The organism is Stutzerimonas zhaodongensis, assembly GCF_003696365.1.
Lineage (GTDB): Bacteria > Pseudomonadota > Gammaproteobacteria > Pseudomonadales > Pseudomonadaceae > Stutzerimonas > Stutzerimonas zhaodongensis.
The window spans coordinates 66,714-82,387 of sequence record NZ_RFFM01000007.1 but is presented as its reverse complement, the minus strand read 5'-3'; the positions used below and the strand labels follow the sequence as shown (position 1 = coordinate 82,387).

21 protein-coding genes are annotated in these 15,674 nt (G+C 58.5%); 11 read left to right on the top strand and 10 right to left on the bottom strand.

What is annotated here, in order from left to right; translation table 11 throughout:
• Window positions 1-50: 50 nt before the first annotated feature.
• The 7 genes from EA797_RS19485 to EA797_RS19455 form a co-directional block, all read right to left on the bottom strand.
• Window positions 51-290, bottom strand: coding sequence for a BolA family protein (locus tag EA797_RS19485; protein WP_122168285.1), 240 nt, complete (start codon window positions 288-290; stop codon window positions 51-53).
• A gap of 96 nt (window positions 291-386) precedes the next feature.
• Complete coding sequence (locus EA797_RS19480; protein ID WP_122168283.1) at window positions 387-875, bottom strand: phosphate-starvation-inducible protein PsiE; 489 nt, start codon at window positions 873-875, stop codon at window positions 387-389.
• Window positions 872-1,198 (bottom strand): STAS domain-containing protein, encoded by a 327-nt coding sequence (locus EA797_RS19475; RefSeq protein WP_122168281.1) that lies wholly within the window; start codon window positions 1,196-1,198, stop codon window positions 872-874. Before EA797_RS19475 ends, EA797_RS19480 begins: the two co-directional genes overlap by 4 nt.
• Entirely contained in the window at window positions 1,191-1,841 is a 651-nt protein-coding gene (locus tag EA797_RS19470; RefSeq protein WP_122168279.1) for an MlaC/ttg2D family ABC transporter substrate-binding protein, read from the bottom strand. The genes EA797_RS19475 and EA797_RS19470 overlap by 8 nt, the downstream gene beginning before the upstream one ends.
• Before the next feature lie 11 nt (window positions 1,842-1,852).
• Entirely contained in the window at window positions 1,853-2,311 is a 459-nt protein-coding gene (gene mlaD / locus EA797_RS19465) for an outer membrane lipid asymmetry maintenance protein MlaD (RefSeq protein WP_122168277.1), read from the bottom strand.
• Window positions 2,311-3,108, bottom strand: coding sequence for a lipid asymmetry maintenance ABC transporter permease subunit MlaE (gene mlaE / locus EA797_RS19460; RefSeq protein ID WP_122168275.1), 798 nt, complete (start codon window positions 3,106-3,108; stop codon window positions 2,311-2,313). Before mlaE ends, mlaD begins: the two co-directional genes overlap by 1 nt.
• Window positions 3,101-3,916: an ATP-binding cassette domain-containing protein gene (locus tag EA797_RS19455; protein WP_122168274.1), complete on the bottom strand. Its 816-nt coding sequence runs from the start codon at window positions 3,914-3,916 to the stop codon at window positions 3,101-3,103. The genes mlaE and EA797_RS19455 overlap by 8 nt, the downstream gene beginning before the upstream one ends.
• 260 nt (window positions 3,917-4,176) lie before the next feature.
• Between EA797_RS19455 and EA797_RS19450 the strand changes: the two genes are divergently transcribed.
• The 10 genes from EA797_RS19450 to EA797_RS19405 all read left to right on the top strand — a co-directional run bounded on the left by EA797_RS19450 (window position 4,177) and on the right by EA797_RS19405 (window position 11,309).
• Window positions 4,177-5,151 (top strand): KpsF/GutQ family sugar-phosphate isomerase, encoded by a 975-nt coding sequence (locus tag EA797_RS19450; RefSeq protein ID WP_122168272.1) that lies wholly within the window; start codon window positions 4,177-4,179, stop codon window positions 5,149-5,151.
• Window positions 5,152-5,673: a KdsC family phosphatase gene (locus EA797_RS19445; RefSeq protein ID WP_122168270.1), complete on the top strand. Its 522-nt coding sequence runs from the start codon at window positions 5,152-5,154 to the stop codon at window positions 5,671-5,673.
• Between the two features lie 8 nt (window positions 5,674-5,681).
• On the top strand, window positions 5,682-6,254 hold the full coding sequence (lptC, locus tag EA797_RS19440) for an LPS export ABC transporter periplasmic protein LptC (protein WP_122168268.1): 573 nt from the start codon (window positions 5,682-5,684) through the stop codon (window positions 6,252-6,254).
• Entirely contained in the window at window positions 6,241-6,789 is a 549-nt protein-coding gene (gene lptA, locus EA797_RS19435; protein WP_122168266.1) for a lipopolysaccharide transport periplasmic protein LptA, read from the top strand. Before lptC ends, lptA begins: the two co-directional genes overlap by 14 nt.
• The gene (lptB, locus tag EA797_RS19430) at window positions 6,789-7,514 is read left to right on the top strand and encodes an LPS export ABC transporter ATP-binding protein (RefSeq protein WP_122168264.1); all 726 of its coding nucleotides are present in this window, start codon (window positions 6,789-6,791) and stop codon (window positions 7,512-7,514) included. Before lptA ends, lptB begins: the two co-directional genes overlap by 1 nt.
• Window positions 7,515-7,660: 146 nt before the next feature.
• Entirely contained in the window at window positions 7,661-9,178 is a 1,518-nt protein-coding gene (locus EA797_RS19425; RefSeq protein ID WP_122168262.1) for an RNA polymerase factor sigma-54, read from the top strand.
• Between the two features lie 78 nt (window positions 9,179-9,256).
• Window positions 9,257-9,565: a ribosome hibernation-promoting factor, HPF/YfiA family gene (hpf, locus tag EA797_RS19420; protein ID WP_122168260.1), complete on the top strand. Its 309-nt coding sequence runs from the start codon at window positions 9,257-9,259 to the stop codon at window positions 9,563-9,565.
• Window positions 9,566-9,571: 6 nt separating this feature from the next.
• Complete coding sequence (ptsN, locus tag EA797_RS19415) at window positions 9,572-10,036, top strand: PTS IIA-like nitrogen regulatory protein PtsN (RefSeq protein ID WP_122168258.1); 465 nt, start codon at window positions 9,572-9,574, stop codon at window positions 10,034-10,036.
• A gap of 134 nt (window positions 10,037-10,170) precedes the next feature.
• Window positions 10,171-11,028, top strand: a complete 858-nt coding sequence (gene rapZ / locus EA797_RS19410; RefSeq protein WP_122168256.1) for an RNase adapter RapZ — start codon at window positions 10,171-10,173, stop codon at window positions 11,026-11,028.
• Between the two features lie 8 nt (window positions 11,029-11,036).
• Complete coding sequence (locus EA797_RS19405; RefSeq protein ID WP_122168254.1) at window positions 11,037-11,309, top strand: HPr family phosphocarrier protein; 273 nt, start codon at window positions 11,037-11,039, stop codon at window positions 11,307-11,309.
• A gap of 15 nt (window positions 11,310-11,324) precedes the next feature.
• On the opposite strand, the gene pmbA is transcribed toward EA797_RS19405, so the two are convergent.
• On the bottom strand, window positions 11,325-12,671 hold the full coding sequence (pmbA, locus tag EA797_RS19400) for a metalloprotease PmbA (protein ID WP_122168252.1): 1,347 nt from the start codon (window positions 12,669-12,671) through the stop codon (window positions 11,325-11,327).
• A gap of 104 nt (window positions 12,672-12,775) precedes the next feature.
• On the opposite strand from pmbA, the gene yjgA reads away from it, so the two are divergent.
• Complete coding sequence (gene yjgA / locus EA797_RS19395; RefSeq protein WP_122168250.1) at window positions 12,776-13,297, top strand: ribosome biogenesis factor YjgA; 522 nt, start codon at window positions 12,776-12,778, stop codon at window positions 13,295-13,297.
• Between the two features lie 46 nt (window positions 13,298-13,343).
• Here the strand turns inward: yjgA and tldD are convergent, their stop codons facing one another.
• A complete protein-coding gene (gene tldD / locus EA797_RS19390; protein ID WP_122168248.1) occupies window positions 13,344-14,786 on the bottom strand; it encodes a metalloprotease TldD in 1,443 nt (480 codons plus the stop codon).
• A gap of 2 nt (window positions 14,787-14,788) precedes the next feature.
• The gene (locus EA797_RS19385; protein ID WP_122168246.1) at window positions 14,789-15,634 is read right to left on the bottom strand and encodes a carbon-nitrogen hydrolase family protein; all 846 of its coding nucleotides are present in this window, start codon (window positions 15,632-15,634) and stop codon (window positions 14,789-14,791) included.
• Window positions 15,635-15,674 lie beyond the last annotated feature (40 nt).

Below are 15,674 nucleotides of genomic sequence, written 5' to 3'. Positions count from 1 at the left end.
CCGACCTCGTGGTCAAGTATCGGCTGAGAGAGGCCTGTCGCGGATGGCGGTCAGGTGCGCGCAAGCCAATCGGCATGGCTAAAGAACTTCATGGTGACAGCGTGAATGCTGCCATCGGCAATCCATGGATTGAGATGCGCATATATCTGCTGCTGGCGTTTGACCGGGCTCAGGCCGGCCAACTCGTCGCTAATAACGTTCAGCTGGAAGTTGCAGCCCTCGCCTTCGACTTCCACCTGGGCTCCCGAAAGCTTCTGTTCCAGGAAATTCTTAACTTCTACGGCCTGCATGTTCAACCTCGATCGGCGCCGGACGCGCGCGGCCCGCCATCATACAAAAAAGCCCGAAGGCTGCGAACCCTGAAGTCAACTCGGTGACAAGCTCACTCAGTCCATCGACTCCGCTTCGCTATCGGTTGACCGCTGGGTACGAGAGCCCGACCCTGCCGTTGCTGCGGGGAATCTCGAAGAAGCAAAGCGCACAACTAGAATAGCTATCGCCAAAAGCAGAATGGCACCGGAGATGTAGACGACCCCCATGTCTGGACGATGGTGATGTGATACGTCCGAGATAAGCAAGCGTGTCAGAGCCGTGATGGCTACATAGATGAGGAAGCGCACCGGCATGTGGTTGGTCTTGAAGTAGATGCCAACCATCGCGCCAAGCTCAAGGTAGATGAAGAGCAGCAGAATGTCATCGACACTGATACTGCCCTTTTCAACCATCCCGAGAAATGCCACCAGTCCCGCCCAAGCGGTTACGGCACCAATGGCGAACAACGCCAGGTAGTGGAAAGTCTCGACCAGTAAATTGCCGAGCGATTCAGCAATGGCGTGCACTTTAACGCGAGTGGCCTCTGCCCAACGCAGCATCAAGCGACTCCCTGTACTTCGTCGTCGATGGCCAGCACGTTCAGAAGCCCAGAGACACGTGCTATCTCGCGCATGTCACCGGGCAACCCGACAATGGAAACTTCGCGTCCCGCTGCCATGGCGTCGCGAGTAAATGACAGCAGCAGCGACAACCCGACGCTGCTTGATTTCTCTACTGCTGAGCAGTCGATTACGAGCCGCTGCCCTTCGCCTGATCGGACCAGGGCTTGTCCAGCTCGACGTAATGCCGGGCCGGACTGATAGTCGAGCACGCCGGCCAGCAGAATCTCGCCGCCTGCGCCCCGCTCAACCCGACCTTCACTCATCGCCCGCCGCCCGCTGGCCAGCCTCGGTGTCCTTGGCACGTGCAACGACTTCCGCCCACCCGTCGATGGTCTTGTCCAGATCGTTGCCGTTCTTCTGCATGGCGTCAGCGAACTGATCACGAAACAGCTTGCCGATGTTGATACCGTTGATGATCACGTTGCGCACCAGCCATTCACCATTGTGATTAACCATGGTGTAGGAAACCGGATAGATCTCGCCCTGACGGCCCGTCACCTCCATGCCAACGCTGGTGCGCTCCTGATCCTGCTTGCCACTCGCTGGCAATAGGCGGATCTGCTGATTGTTGTACTCCAGCAAGGCGTTCCCATAGAACTGCATTAGGCTGCGCTTAAAATTCTCCTGAAAGCGAGTCATCTGTTCAGGACTGGCGTTGCGCGAGTACTTCACGGTCATGATGCTGCGCGAGATGCCTTCGGCATCTACAACCGGGCCAAGGATCTCATTGAGCGACTCATAAAATGCGTTCGGATCCTGACGGTACTGATCCTTGTTGGCTTTGAGATCAGCCAACAGCTCATCCGTGGATTTCTGGATCACTTCATGAGCGCTGGGGGCCGCAAGGGCAAACATAGGCAGGGCCGCTAGCAGAACCAGCAGGCCGCGACGCAGGGCAGTCATCATGTAGGTGCACCTCATTCTTTATTGACCGAATTGAGCAGGAATTTGCCGATCAGCTCTTCAAGCACCAGGGACGACTGGGTGTCGCGAATGGTATCGCCATCGCCTAGCGTCTCCTCCTCGCCGCCGACACTGATGCCGACATATTTTTCTCCCAGCAGGCCAGCCGTGAGAATCGACGCGGTGGAGTCAGTTGGCAGGATATCGATATCCTTCTGAACCTCCAGCGTCACTCGCCCCGTGTAGCTCTCGCGATCAAGATCGATCGCGGTCACCTTGCCGATCGTCACACCAGCCATGGTGACTTTGGATCTGACACTCAGACCAGCGATATTGTCGAAATAGGCGTAAAGCTTATAGGTATCGGCGCTAGCGACATTCAGCCCGCTAACGCGTAGCGACAGGAGCAGCAAGGCGAGGACCCCTGCGAGCAGGAACAAGCCAACACCAATTTCCAGGGTGCGGATACGCATCAAAAATCTCCAAACATCAACGCGGTCAAAATAAAGTCGAGGCCAAGTACGGCCAGCGAGGCGTAAACCACAGTTCGGGTGGTGGCGCGACTGATCCCTTCCGATGTTGGCTCACAGTCGTAACCCTGAAACACAGCGATCCAGGTAACCACAACGGCGAACACGACGCTTTTCAGAACGCCGTTGAGCACGTCTGTAGTAAAGACAACGCTGTTCTGCATATTGGACCAGAAAGAGCCTTCATAGACCCCTAGCCAGTCCACAGCGACCATCGCACCGCCCCAGATGCCGACGACATTGAATATCACCGTCAGCAATGGAAGCGAGATGAAGCCTGCCCACAGACGCGGCGCGATGATGTATTTCAGCGGGTCGACGCCGATCATCTCGAGGCTTGAAAGCTGCTCCGTCGATTTCATATTGCCAATCTCGGCAGCCAGCGCCGAGCCGGCACGCCCGGAAAATAGCAACGCCGTGACAACCGGGCCCAGCTCGCGAAGCAGCGTAAGCGCGACCATCTGTCCGACTGCTTGCTCGGAGCCGTAGCTACTGAGGATGCTGTAGCCCTGAAGGGCTAAAACCATGCCGATGAATATCCCCGAGACGACCACGATCGCGAGTGAAAGGACTCCGACCGAATAGAGCTGCCGCACCAGCAGAGAGAAACGGTTATCCAGGCCGCTTTGACCAAACAGCGCATGAAACAGAAACAAGGTCGCGCGGCCTTGCGCCGCCAACACGTCCATCCCGCCCTCACCCAGCAGCCTGACTCGCTCGATCACAGAACGCTTACGCATCGGCGCCTCGCAACAGATCATCGGCATAAGCCGGTGCCGGGAAATGGAAAGGTACAGGGCCGTCCGCTGCGCCCTTCATGAATTGGCGGATCCGGGGGTTTGTGGACTCGTGCAGTTCTGCCGGCGTGCCCTGCCCCAGCACCTGTCCATCACCAACCACATAAATGTAATCGGCGATGCTCGCGGTCTCAGCCAGATCGTGAGAGACCACGATACTGGTAATACCCAGTGCATCGGTGAGCAGACGGATCAATTGCACAAGCACGCCCATGGCGATCGGATCCTGGCCCGCAAACGGCTCGTCATACATGAGTATCTGCGGATCAAGAGCTATCGCACGCGCCAGCGCAACGCGACGCTTCATGCCACCGGACAGCTCATCGGGCATTAGCTCTATCGCGCCGCGCAGTCCTACCGCCTGCAGCTTCATCAGCACGATGTCACGGATCATCTCTTCTGGCAGCTTCGTATGCACCCGTAACGGGAATGCAACGTTCTCGAACACGTCGAGGTCGGTGAACAATGCGCCGCTCTGAAACAACACACCCATCTGCTTGCGCATCTCGAAAAGCTCGCGACGCGACAGTGTCGGCAAATTGGTTCCAGCCACCCACACCTCTCCGCGGGTAGGCTTGAGCTGAGCGGCAATCAGGCGCAGCAGCGTGGTCTTACCGCAGCCGGAGGGCCCCATGATGGCCGTCACCTTCCCGCGCGGAATGACAATATCGATGTTATTGAAAATGCTCCGCTCGCCGCGCTGGAAAGTGACACCCTTCAGCTCGACGGCGTTAGCGTTGGCGGCGCTCATCGGATCTCCTCGGATACAGCCTGCGAATCAGACGTCCTCCGATCGTGCGGAGATACTTCACAGAGCCGTTTTGGCGGCGCGAACTATAGCACTGCGCCGAAGGCACCCCAAGCTGGGCGCTTCATCGCCTGCAGCCCTAGCACACAGTTGTTCAGCTGGAGTTCAGCTTCAGGTGCGACGATCAGCACGAATGCTTTTACAGTGAGCGGCAACCGGTTTGCCGTTATAATCCCGCGCTTTATTCAGGCGATGAAACCGACATGAGCCAGAGCAGCCAGCTGATCGAGACTGCCCAGCGCACCATTCGCATGGAAACCGAGGCGGTCGAGCAACTCAAAACACGTATCGACCATCACTTCGTAAAAGCCTGCGAGATCATCCTTCAGTGCAAAGGCCGGGTCGTCGTTGTCGGCATGGGCAAGTCAGGTCATATCGGTAACAAGATCGCCGCTACGCTCGCCAGTACTGGCACTACGGCTTTCTTCGTGCACCCGGCCGAAGCCAGCCATGGTGACATGGGCATGATCACGCGGGACGACGTGGTGCTGGCCCTGTCCAATTCGGGCACCACCAATGAAATCGTTACGCTGCTGCCTCTGATCAAGCGCCTGGGCATTACATTGATTAGCATGACCGGCAATCCAGAGTCCGTTCTGGCCAAAGCAGCGGAGGTCAATATCGATGCAAGCGTCGCCATCGAAGCCTGCCCGCTGAATCTTGCCCCGACCTCGTCAACTACCGTAAGCCTGGTTTTGGGAGACGCATTGGCCATCGCATTGCTGGAAGCCCGCGGCTTCACTGCCGAGGATTTTGCCTTCTCGCATCCAGGCGGGGCATTGGGCAGACGCCTGCTGCTGAAAGTCGAGCATGTCATGCATGCCGGAGAGCGACTTCCCCTGGTCAAACGTGGCACTCCGCTTCGCGAAGCTTTGCTTGAGATGACACAGAAAGGCCTGGGCATGACCGCTGTGGTCGAGACAGACGGCAGACTGGCCGGAATATTCACAGATGGCGATTTGCGTCGCACCCTCGACAAGGGCATAGATGTGCGGCAGGCAAGTATCGATCAAGTCATGACGATCCGCGGCAAGACCGCACAGGCTGAAATGCTGGCCGCCGAAGCGCTGAAGATAATGGAAGACAACAAAATCAACTCCCTGGTGGTGGTCGACGAACATGACCGACCCATTGGTGCATTGAACATGCACGATTTGCTGCGCGCAGGAGTGATGTAAGTGAACGACCTGTTACGACGTGCACGCGATATTCGCCTGGCCATCTTCGATGTCGACGGCGTCCTCACGGACGGCAAACTCTATTTCCTCGTCGATGGAAGCGAGTTCAAGACATTCAACACCCTCGACGGGCATGGCATCAAGATGCTGATCAACTCCGGGGTACGCACCGCGATCATCAGCGGCCGCAAAACTCCGGTTGTCGAGCGCAGGGCTCAGAACCTGGGGATTCAACATCTGTATCAAGGTCGCGAGGACAAGCTCGTGGTGCTGGATGAACTAATTACCGAGCTTGGACTGGACTACGCTGAAGTCGCCTATCTGGGTGATGACTTGCCAGATCTGCCGGTGATTCGCCGCGTCGGCCTGGGCATGGCTGTCGCCAGCGCTGACGCCTTCGTGCGCCAGCATGCCCATGGCGTGACCACTGCTCGCGGCGGCGAAGGCGCGGCACGTGAATTCTGCGAGTTGATCATGCGCGCCCAGGGCAGCCTTGAGGCCGCTCAGGCCGCTTATCTTTAGAGGTTTCAATGCTGAGCAGAATCCGCGTACCTGCCGTCCTGCTGCTGATCGCGCTACTCCTGATAGCGGTAGGCTACTGGAACATCCGCCCCGAAAGCTTCATGCAGGAAGCGCCGGTAGTCCGGGGCGAGGACTCCCCGATCGATTTTTATGTGATCAACTCGCGAACCGTGCAGTACCAAACGGACGGGAAACGTAACTACGAGCTTACCGCCGAGAGGGTAGAGCACATCAAGGCGAGCGATGTCAGCCTGCTGACCAAGCCTAACCTCCGCTCTTACCGAGGCACGGAGCTACCGTGGCATGTGACCAGCGACCGAGGCGAGGTCGGGCCGCAGGGTGAAGAGGTAGAGTTGATTGACAATGTCAGGATCGAGCGCACCGACGCCAAGGGACGCCCGACGGTTGTCACGTCCAGCCGAATGACGGTGCTACCTGAGAAGGATTATGCCGAGACCCGCCAACCCGTTAGAATCGTCGCCGCAAACGGCGTGACGACCGCGACGGGCATGAAAGCGTATCTAGACGAAGGCAGGATGCTCCTGCTATCCAATGTAAGAGGCCAGCATGAGCTGCGTTAAGACTCTCCCCCTCCTGATCGGTTTGAGCATCTTCTTGCTCGGCTCAAACGCCCACGCGCTACCTGAGGATCGCAACCAGCCAATTCGCGTCCAGGCGGATACGGCAGAACTGGATGATCGCCAGGGTGTTGCCGTCTATCGTGGTGACGTGGTGATCACGCAGGGCACGATGAAAATCACCGGCGACACGGTCACGATTACGCAGAACGGTAACGGTGATGTCGAGGTATTCACTTCCATCGGCAAACCCGCTTACTACGAACAGAAGCCCTCGGCGGACAAGGAGATCGTCAAGGCATACGGGTTGACGATCCAGTATTTCGCGGCGAACGAGCGAATCGTGCTGATCGATCAGGCTAAGGTCGTTCAGGAAGGCAATACCTTCGAAGGCGAGAAAATCGTTTACGATACCCAGCGGCAAATCGTGAACGCCGGCCGCGCTACCAACTCCGAAGTTACAACGCCGCGCCCACGGGTCGACATGGTCATCCAGCCGCGCAAGAAAGATCAGCCGGCAGCGGAGCAGACCGAGTAATGGCGATTCTCAAGGCACAGCATCTGGCCAAGAGCTACAAAAGCCGGCAGGTCGTGCGTGATGTCAGCCTGTCTATCGAAAGCGGGCAGATTGTCGGCCTGCTGGGACCCAACGGTGCAGGCAAGACCACCTGTTTCTACATGATCGTCGGGCTGGTAAAAGCTGATCAGGGCCGCGTGCTGATTGATGATCATGACGTGACGCACCTCCCTATGCATGGCCGTGCCAGGGCAGGCATTGGCTATCTGCCACAGGAAGCTTCGATCTTTCGAAAACTGTCGGTTGCGGACAACATCATGGCGATTCTGGAAACGCGCAAGGATCTGGATCGCAGCGGACGGCAGCACGCACTAGAAGGCCTGTTGCAGGAATTCCACATCAGCCACATCCGTGACAGCCTCGGGATGAGCCTGTCTGGGGGCGAACGGCGGCGTGTTGAGATCGCCCGCGCGCTGGCCACGGCACCGAAGTTCATCCTTCTCGACGAGCCCTTCGCTGGTGTCGATCCGATATCGGTTGGCGATATCAAACAGATCATTCATCACTTGAAGGCGAAGGGCATCGGCGTTCTCATCACCGATCACAATGTCCGAGAGACTTTGGACATCTGCGAAACTGCATACATCGTCAACGACGGCCAGCTGATCGCCGAGGGAAGTTCAGAAACCATCCTTGCCAATCAGTTGGTGAAGGATGTCTACCTCGGACACGAATTCAGACTTTGATTGCAATTTTTTCTACCGGGACGCTCATCTAGGGCTAGGCAAAGCCTTCGTCGGCAGGCATATAATTTGCTTATACCGGCGCGTGGCGCCAGCGAAATCGGAACAGGCGCGGTTGCGCCGGCAAACAAGGTTCGAAGTCCTCTGCCATGAAACCATCGCTAGTCCTGAAGATGGGCCAGCAGCTGACGATGACACCGCAGCTGCAACAAGCCATACGACTGCTCCAGCTATCAACGCTCGATCTCCAGCAGGAGATTCAGGAAGCGTTGGATTCCAATCCAATGCTCGAACGCGAAGAAGACGGAGATGACTTCGACAATTCCGATCCGATGGCAGAGTCGATCGAGAAGAAAAGCGAAGGCCCATCCAGTGATTCGCCCGAGCAGAGCGAGCCGGACAACCACTACGAGGAGCCCATCAACACGGTGGAGAACCTCGAGGAAGGCGACTGGGGAGACCGCATCCCCAATGAACTTCCAGTAGACACCGCCTGGGAAGATATCTACCAGACCAGCGCCAGCAGCCTCCCCAGCAATGACGACGACGAATGGGATTTCACCACCCGCACGTCATCTGGCGAAAGCCTGCAAAGCCATCTGCTCTGGCAGCTCAATCTCGCACCGATGAGCGACACCGATCGCCTCATCGCCGCCACTTTGATCGACTGCATCAACCCGCAGGGCTATCTCGACGAAACGCTCGAGGAAGTGCTCGAGTCGTTCGATCCTGAACTCGAAATCGAACTGGATGAGATCGAGGTGGTACTGCGTCGCATCCAGCAGTTCGAGCCCGCAGGCATCGGCGCGCGCGACCTGCGTGAATGCCTGCTGCTGCAGCTGCGCCAACTGCCCGAGCGCACCGCCTGGCTGAGCGAGGCGATCAAACTCGTAAGCGATCACCTGGACATTCTTGGCGGTCGCGATTACAGCCTGCTGATGCGACGCATGAAGCTCAAGGAAGACGAGCTTCGCCAAGTGATAGACCTGATCCAGACGCTTAACCCAAGGCCCGGCTCGCAAATCGAAGCGGGCGAGCCTGAGTACGTTGTGCCCGATGTGATCGTACGCAAACACAACGGGCGCTGGCTGGTAGAGCTGAACCAGGACGCAATGCCCCGTTTGCGCGTCAACGCCCAGTATGCGGGATTCGTCAAACGCGCAGATTCCAGCGCAGATAACACCTTCATGCGTAACCAGCTACAAGAAGCACGCTGGTTTATCAAGAGCCTGCTCAGCCGCAACGAAACGCTGATGAAGGTATCCACGCAGATCGTCGAGCATCAGCGAGGTTTCTTCGAGCATGGCGACGAAGCCATGAAGCCGCTTGTGCTGCACGACATCGCCGAAGCGGTGGGCATGCATGAGTCGACCATCTCAAGGGTCACGACCCAGAAGTTCATGCATACGCCGCGTGGAATCTACGAGCTCAAGTATTTCTTCTCCAGCCATGTCAGCACGTCCGAAGGCGGCGAATGCTCATCGACGGCGATACGAGCGATCATCAAAAAGCTGGTCGCTGCGGAAAACCAGAAAAAGCCATTGAGCGACAGCAAGATCGCTGGTTTACTGGAGGAACAGGGGATTCAGGTCGCACGCCGCACCGTCGCCAAGTACCGCGAATCTCTCGGTATCGCGCCATCCAGCGAGCGCAAGCGGTTGATGTAACGCCAGAGCACTGGTCGAGTTCTTCCGATGGCGGGCTCACAGCCCGCCAATCCGCATGTGGCAAAAAGGAGATGCAGTATGCAAGTCAACATCACTGGCCTTCACCTGGAAATCACAGAACCCCTGCGCGACTACGTCGAGGAAAAATTCGAGCGGTTGGAAAGACATTTCGATCGCATCATCGCCGTCCAGGTCATTCTTCAAGTTGAAAAACTCAAGCAGAAGGCCGAAGCGACCCTGCACGTGGCCGGCCGTGAGGTTGTTGCCAATGCCGAACACAGTGATATGTACGCTGCGATTGATCTGCTTGCCGACAAGCTCGACCGGCAGCTCATCAAACACAAAGAAAAACAGCTCGACCACCATCAGGGCGCCCTGGCTCGCTGACCCATCATGATCCGAATTGAAAATATCCTGACCCCCGCACGTTCCCTGGTGAACGTGCCGGGAGGCAGCAAGAAACGCGTTCTCGAACAGATTGCCAAAGTGCTCGGCCGGGATCTTCCCGACCTGGACTCCCAAGCCATTTTCGAAAGCTTCATCGCCCGCGAAAAACTCGGTTCCACCGGCTTCGGAAACGGTATCGCTATCCCCCATTGCCGCATGTCGGGCTGCACGTCGCCGTTCAGTGCCGTGCTGCGCCTCGATGCGCCGGTCGACTTCGATGCCATCGATGGCGCGCCTGTCGATTTGCTGTTTGTATTGCTGGTACCCGAAGCGGCGACAGATGAACACCTCGAGCTGCTTCGCCAGATTGCCAGCATGCTGGACCGCGAGGACGTTCGGGAACGTCTACGTAAGGCAAGTACGGGGCAAGATCTGTATCAGGCGGTCGTCGATATTCAGAGCGGTCGCTAGCAAAGCGGCACTCCCGCCGCCATGCTCAGTGAGGAAACAGACGTGTCCCTGAACAATCAATCCCAGCCGCTTCGCCGCTTCGATCTGCAGACTCTCAGGCTTATGCGCCGTATCACGCCCGGCGTCGGCATACGATGCGCCTGATCATCGTCAGTGGCCGCTCCGGCTCAGGCAAGAGCACTGCCCTGGACGTGCTCGAAGATAACGGTTTCTACTGCATCGACAATCTTCCTGCCGGCCTTTTACCAGAGCTGGCGGAACGAGCTTTGTTGCACACCGAGCTGTTGCAGCCGCAAGTGGCCGTTTCCATCGATGCGCGCAATCTTCCCAGCCAACTCAAGCGTTTTCCGGAGTTGCTCGAAGATGTACGAGCGCGCTATATCCAGTGCGATGTGTTGTATCTCGACGCGGCTGACGAAACCCTGCTCAAGCGCTTTTCCGAAACCCGGCGGCGACACCCGCTGACCAATCAGAACCGCTCGCTGGCCGAAGCCATCCGTGATGAAGAGCTGCTTCTGGCTCCCATCATCGACCATGCCGATCTCAAGATAGACACCACGCACCTGAATCTGTATCAGCTGAGAGATACGCTCAAGTTGCGCCTGCTCAACAAGCCCGAGCCGGGCACGGCGTTTCTCTTCGAGTCATTTGGATTCAAGCGAGGCATGCCGGTCGACGCCGATTTGGTATTCGATGTGCGCTGTCTGCCAAACCCTTACTGGAAAGCCGATCTGCGAGACTTTTCCGGCCTGGACCAGCCCGTCATCGACTACCTCGCTACCCAGGCAGATGTCGAAGAGATGTTCCAGGACATCCTTGCCTATCTGAGCAAATGGCTACCGCGCTTTGCTGCCAGTAATCGCGCGTACGTAACCGTCGCGATCGGCTGCACCGGCGGACACCATCGATCCGTTTATCTGGCAGAACGCCTCGGTCAGGCACTGCGCGATCCCTTGAAGAACGTCCAGGTGCGCCACCGCGACCTGGCCTAGGAATACACATGCATTCGTGCGAAATAACCATCATCAACAAGCTGGGCTTGCACGCCCGAGCCGCCGCGAAGTTCGTCGGTGTCGCCAACCAGTTCCCCTGCGACATCAGGATTGGACGCTGCGCTACCACGGTTGTGGACGGAAAAAGCATCATGGCGGTGATGATGCTCGCAGCCAGCAAGGGCACCACCCTGCATCTGCAGGCAGAAGGCGATCAGGAGCAAGAGGCGATCAAGGCGCTGATCGCCTTGATCGACAACTATTTCGAAGAGGGTGAGTAGAGCCCACCCGCCGCTTTACTGCCCAGCCACCTTCATCCGCTCGATGAGCACCGATCCTGTGTGAATGCTGCTGCGCTTCTCTACATCGCAGCCAACGGCCACGATCTGGCGAAACATGTCTCGCAGGTTCCCGGCAATGGTGACCTCTTGCACGGGGAACTGGATCTCACCATTTTCCACCCAGAAACCGCCGGCACCTCGCGAATAATCTCCGGTTACCAGATTCAGCCCCTGCCCCATCAGTTCGGTAACCAGCAAGCCTCGGCCCATACGGCGGATCAGGGCCGCCTGATCCTCATCTCCATGGGTGACGAAAAGGTTATGCACGCCGCCGGCATTGGCCGTACTTGGCATGCCGAGCTTGCGCCCGGAATAGGTGCTGAGCACGTAGGACAGCAGCTTGCCGTTCTCGACGAACGGTTTGGCGTATGTGGCCAGCCCATCGCCGTCATAGGTAGAGCTGGCTAGCCCTCTCGGCAGGTGCGGCCGCTCATCAAGATTGAGCCACTCAGGGAATAGCGTCTGGCCCAGTGCGCCTTCCAGAAATGAGGAGTTGCGATAGAGATTGCCGCCGGAGATTGCAGCCAGGAAATGGCTGAACAGCCCGGTGGCCAACTCCGAGGAGAATAGGACAGGCACATCGCAGGTCGGTACGGGGCGCGCACCCAGACGACGGACTGATCGTTCCGCCGCCCGCCGTCCAATGGACTCGGCCGATGCAAGATCGGCGGCCACTCGGCTCACGTCATAGTGATAGTCGCGCTGCATCTGCCCGTCCGCCTCGGCGATCATTACGCAGCTGAGGCTGTGGCGAGAACTGCAGTAGGCACCGATGAAACCGTTGCTGTTGCCGTACCCGCGGCAGCTCTGATGAGTGCTTAGACTCGTACCATCTGCATTCAGGATCCGCTTATCCGTTTCGAAGGCCGTTGCTTCACAACTGAGCGCCAGCTCCACGGCTGCGTCAGGCGTAATGCCCCACGGGTGGTAAAGATCCAGGTCCGGCAGATCTTTCGCCATCAGGGCTGGATCGGCGAGACCCGCAAATTCGTCTTCGGAGGCATGCTTGGCGATCGCTAGCGCAGCTGAAACGGTTTCGCGTATGGCATCGTCGCCACTGCCCGTCGTACTGGCAGAACCCTTGCGTTGACCGACATACAACGTGATGCCGAAGCCCTGGTCCCGATTGAACTCGACGGTCTCAACCTCGCGCTGACGCACCGTGGTCGAAAGGCCCTGCTCCATCGATACTGAAACCTCACAGGCACTGGCGCCCTGCCGGCCGGCCTGATCTATTATCCGCGCGATCTTCTCGCGCAATCCGGGCAAGGCGTGCGGCCCGATGCCATCCACTTCACTCATAAACACTCCAACATCTGATTCGACGATTGGCCACCCACGGTGCTTGGCAAGCCCCGCGGCAAGGCTGCTGTTATCATGGCGGCATTCCCTACTGGACCAGCCCCATGTCTGATATTTCCGATCTCGACGGCTTCGAGGAAAAAAGCAAATCCCAGGTCAAGCGTGAACTGCACGCCCTCCAGGAGCTGGGTGAACGCCTCTCTACCCTCAAGCCCGACGTGCTAGACCGCCTGCCCCTGACCGATGCGATGCGCAAAGCCCTTGCCGACTCACCCAAGCATACGGCCCACATCGCTCGCAAACGCCACGTTCAGTACATCGGCAAACTGATGCGCGATCAGGATGTCGAGGGCATCCTTGCGCTCGTCGATCAACTGGACGCATCCACTCGCCAATACAACGAGCGTTTCCATGCGCTGGAGCGCTGGCGTGACCGCCTGATCGCCGGCAACGACGAAACCCTCGAATCCTTCGTCAACGAATACCCTGAAACCGACCGTCAGCACCTGCGTGGTCTGATCCGTCATGCTCAACATGAAGCGGCGCGGAACAAGCCGCCGGCCGCCAGCCGCAAGATTTTCAAATACATTCGCGAACTGGATGAGACGCAGCGCGGGCTCAGGTAACTGTAAATCTGACGCTGCTGCGCACATTCCGTCGCAAAGACATCATTCAACCGCCTGTACCGCCGACCGTGATGCCGTCGATTTTCAAGGTCGGTTGGCCTACGCCGACCGGCACCGACTGGCCGTCCTTGCCGCAAGTGCCGACGCCGCTGTCCAGCGCGAGGTCGGTACCGACCATCGATACCTTGTTCATCACCTCCGGGCCGTTCCCGATCAAGGTGGCGCCCTTCACCGGTGCAGTGATCTTGCCGTCCTCGATGAGATAGGCCTCACTGGTTGAAAACACGAATTTGCCGCTGGTGATGTCCACCTGCCCACCGCCGAGGCTGGCGCAATAGATGCCCTTTTTGACGGAGCGGATGATTTCTTCCGGATCGCTTTCGCCCGCCAGCATGTAGGTATTGGTCATCCGCGGCATGGGAAGATGGGCGTAGGACTCACGCCGACCGTTACCGGTAGGGGCAACTCCCATCAAGCGAGCGTTGAGCTTGTCCTGGATATAGCCCTTCAGAATCCCGTTCTCGATCAGCGTAGTGCATTGGGTCGGCGTGCCTTCATCATCGACGCTCAGTGACCCACGGCGATCAGCCAGAGTGCCGTCATCGACGATGGTGCACAGCTTGGAGGCGACCTGCTGGCCGATGCGTCCGCTGTAAGCCGAACTGCCCTTGCGATTGAAGTCGCCCTCCAGCCCGTGTCCGACCGCCTCGTGCAACAACACTCCTGACCAGCCCGGGCCCAGAACCACGGGCAAGGTGCCGGCCGGTGCCGCCGTCGCCTCGAGATTCACCAGCGCCTGACGCAGCGCTTCTCGGGCGTAACCCATCGCGCGATCTTCGGTAAGGAAGTAATCGTAACCAGTGCGCCCGCCGCCGCCATGTCCGCCGCGCTCGCGCCGGCCGTTCTGCTCGACGATCACACTGACGTTGAAGCGCACCAGCGGCCGAATGTCAGCAGCCATACCGCCATCGAGTCCAGCGACCAGAACGTGCTCCCATACACCCGCGAGACTCACCGTAACCTGCTTGATACGCGGGTCCAGCGCACGGGTGGCAAGATCTATTCTCTTGAGCAGCTCGACCTTCTCGGCCCGGCCCAGCCCATCCAGCGGATTGTCCTGGCTGTAAAGCGGTGAAAAAGCGGCCTTCGATAGCACCTGAACCCGGCCTTGCTGGCCCGCGCGGGCAATCGAGCGAGCGGCTTCGGCGGCCTGGCGCAACGCATCGGCAGTGATTGCATTACTGTAGGCGAAGCCGGTCTTTTCGCCGGACAGGGCACGGACGCCCACGCCTTGCTCCAGGTGAAAACTACCTTCTTTGACGATGCCATCTTCCAGCACCCAGGACTCGGTCACCTGGTCCTGGAAATACAGGTCTGCGGCATCGATGCCGGGGCCGGCCAGCTCAGCTAGAAAGCCCGGCAGATCATCAATCCCCAGACCGCTCGGAGTCAGCAAGCGCTCGGTGACGGGTAACAACAGTTCACTCATATCTACTCCAAAGTGCCCGAGACAATACGGGGCTCGGTAAAGCGGCGATGATTCAGAACCGGCATGCGCCGTCGCGCCTCGACTTGCGCGGCTGCGTCTCGGTTGGCAACCAGTGCCGCTTCGCCATTCGCCTGCTCGTGCAGCACGCGCCCCCAGTAATCAACGATAGACGAGTGCCCATGGGTCATTCGTCCTCCAGGGTGTTCTCCACCCTGTCCTGCAGCCAGCATATAGCATTGAGTCTCGATGGCCCGCGTGCGTATCAACATCTCCCAATGCGCCTGACCGGTAGCAGCGGTGAAGGCCGACGGAGCGCTGATCAGTTCTGCCCCGGCCAGACGCAGCGCCGTGAAGAGTTCTGCGAAACGCAGGTCGTAGCAGACAGTCATTCCCAGGCGACCTACAGGCGTATCGACGACCACCAATCGCTGGCCCGCCGCATAACTGTCCGACTCTCGATAACGCCCGCGAGCATCGCTGACATCGGCATCGAACAGGTGCAGCTTGTCGTACCGGGCGACGCGCTGTCCTCTATCGTCCACCAACAGCGAGCAGGCTCTGACCATGCCTTGCGGCTCGTCATCTGGCGGCAACGGCAGCGTACCGGCGACTATCCAGAGTCCCAAGTCCTTTGCGACCTGGCTCAACCACGGCAGGATTGGCCCCCTCCCCTGCGCTTCGTCACGTCCGACCGTCGATATATCCGTTCGACCCATGGCGGCGAAGTTCTCTGGTAATACCGCCAGTCTTGCGCCTCCTTCGGCCGCACGCTCAAGCAGCCGCCTGGCTGTACCTAGGTTCGCCCGAATATCGGCCTGACTGACCATTTGAATAACAGCTAGGGTCATGGGTGAATGCCTTAGATTGCGGCTCGCGAAACTGAAACAG

Coding starts and splice junctions, on each gene's coding strand:
- EA797_RS19485 (WP_122168285.1), bottom strand. CDS start 290: ATGCAGGCCGTAGAAGTTAAGAATTTCCTGGAACAGAAGCTTTCGGGA.
- EA797_RS19475 (WP_122168281.1), bottom strand. CDS start 1,198: ATGAGTGAAGGTCGGGTTGAGCGGGGCGCAGGCGGCGAGATTCTGCTG.
- EA797_RS19470 (WP_122168279.1), bottom strand. CDS start 1,841: ATGATGACTGCCCTGCGTCGCGGCCTGCTGGTTCTGCTAGCGGCCCTG.
- mlaD (WP_122168277.1), bottom strand. CDS start 2,311: ATGCGTATCCGCACCCTGGAAATTGGTGTTGGCTTGTTCCTGCTCGCA.
- mlaE (WP_122168275.1), bottom strand. CDS start 3,108: ATGCGTAAGCGTTCTGTGATCGAGCGAGTCAGGCTGCTGGGTGAGGGC.
- EA797_RS19455 (WP_122168274.1), bottom strand. CDS start 3,916: ATGAGCGCCGCCAACGCTAACGCCGTCGAGCTGAAGGGTGTCACTTTC.
- EA797_RS19450 (WP_122168272.1), top strand. CDS start 4,177: ATGAGCCAGAGCAGCCAGCTGATCGAGACTGCCCAGCGCACCATTCGC.
- lptC (WP_122168268.1), top strand. CDS start 5,682: ATGCTGAGCAGAATCCGCGTACCTGCCGTCCTGCTGCTGATCGCGCTA.
- lptA (WP_122168266.1), top strand. CDS start 6,241: ATGAGCTGCGTTAAGACTCTCCCCCTCCTGATCGGTTTGAGCATCTTC.
- lptB (WP_122168264.1), top strand. CDS start 6,789: ATGGCGATTCTCAAGGCACAGCATCTGGCCAAGAGCTACAAAAGCCGG.
- EA797_RS19425 (WP_122168262.1), top strand. CDS start 7,661: ATGAAACCATCGCTAGTCCTGAAGATGGGCCAGCAGCTGACGATGACA.
- hpf (WP_122168260.1), top strand. CDS start 9,257: ATGCAAGTCAACATCACTGGCCTTCACCTGGAAATCACAGAACCCCTG.
- ptsN (WP_122168258.1), top strand. CDS start 9,572: ATGATCCGAATTGAAAATATCCTGACCCCCGCACGTTCCCTGGTGAAC.
- rapZ (WP_122168256.1), top strand. CDS start 10,171: ATGCGCCTGATCATCGTCAGTGGCCGCTCCGGCTCAGGCAAGAGCACT.
- EA797_RS19405 (WP_122168254.1), top strand. CDS start 11,037: ATGCATTCGTGCGAAATAACCATCATCAACAAGCTGGGCTTGCACGCC.
- pmbA (WP_122168252.1), bottom strand. CDS start 12,671: ATGAGTGAAGTGGATGGCATCGGGCCGCACGCCTTGCCCGGATTGCGC.
- yjgA (WP_122168250.1), top strand. CDS start 12,776: ATGTCTGATATTTCCGATCTCGACGGCTTCGAGGAAAAAAGCAAATCC.
- tldD (WP_122168248.1), bottom strand. CDS start 14,786: ATGAGTGAACTGTTGTTACCCGTCACCGAGCGCTTGCTGACTCCGAGC.
- EA797_RS19385 (WP_122168246.1), bottom strand. CDS start 15,634: ATGACCCTAGCTGTTATTCAAATGGTCAGTCAGGCCGATATTCGGGCG.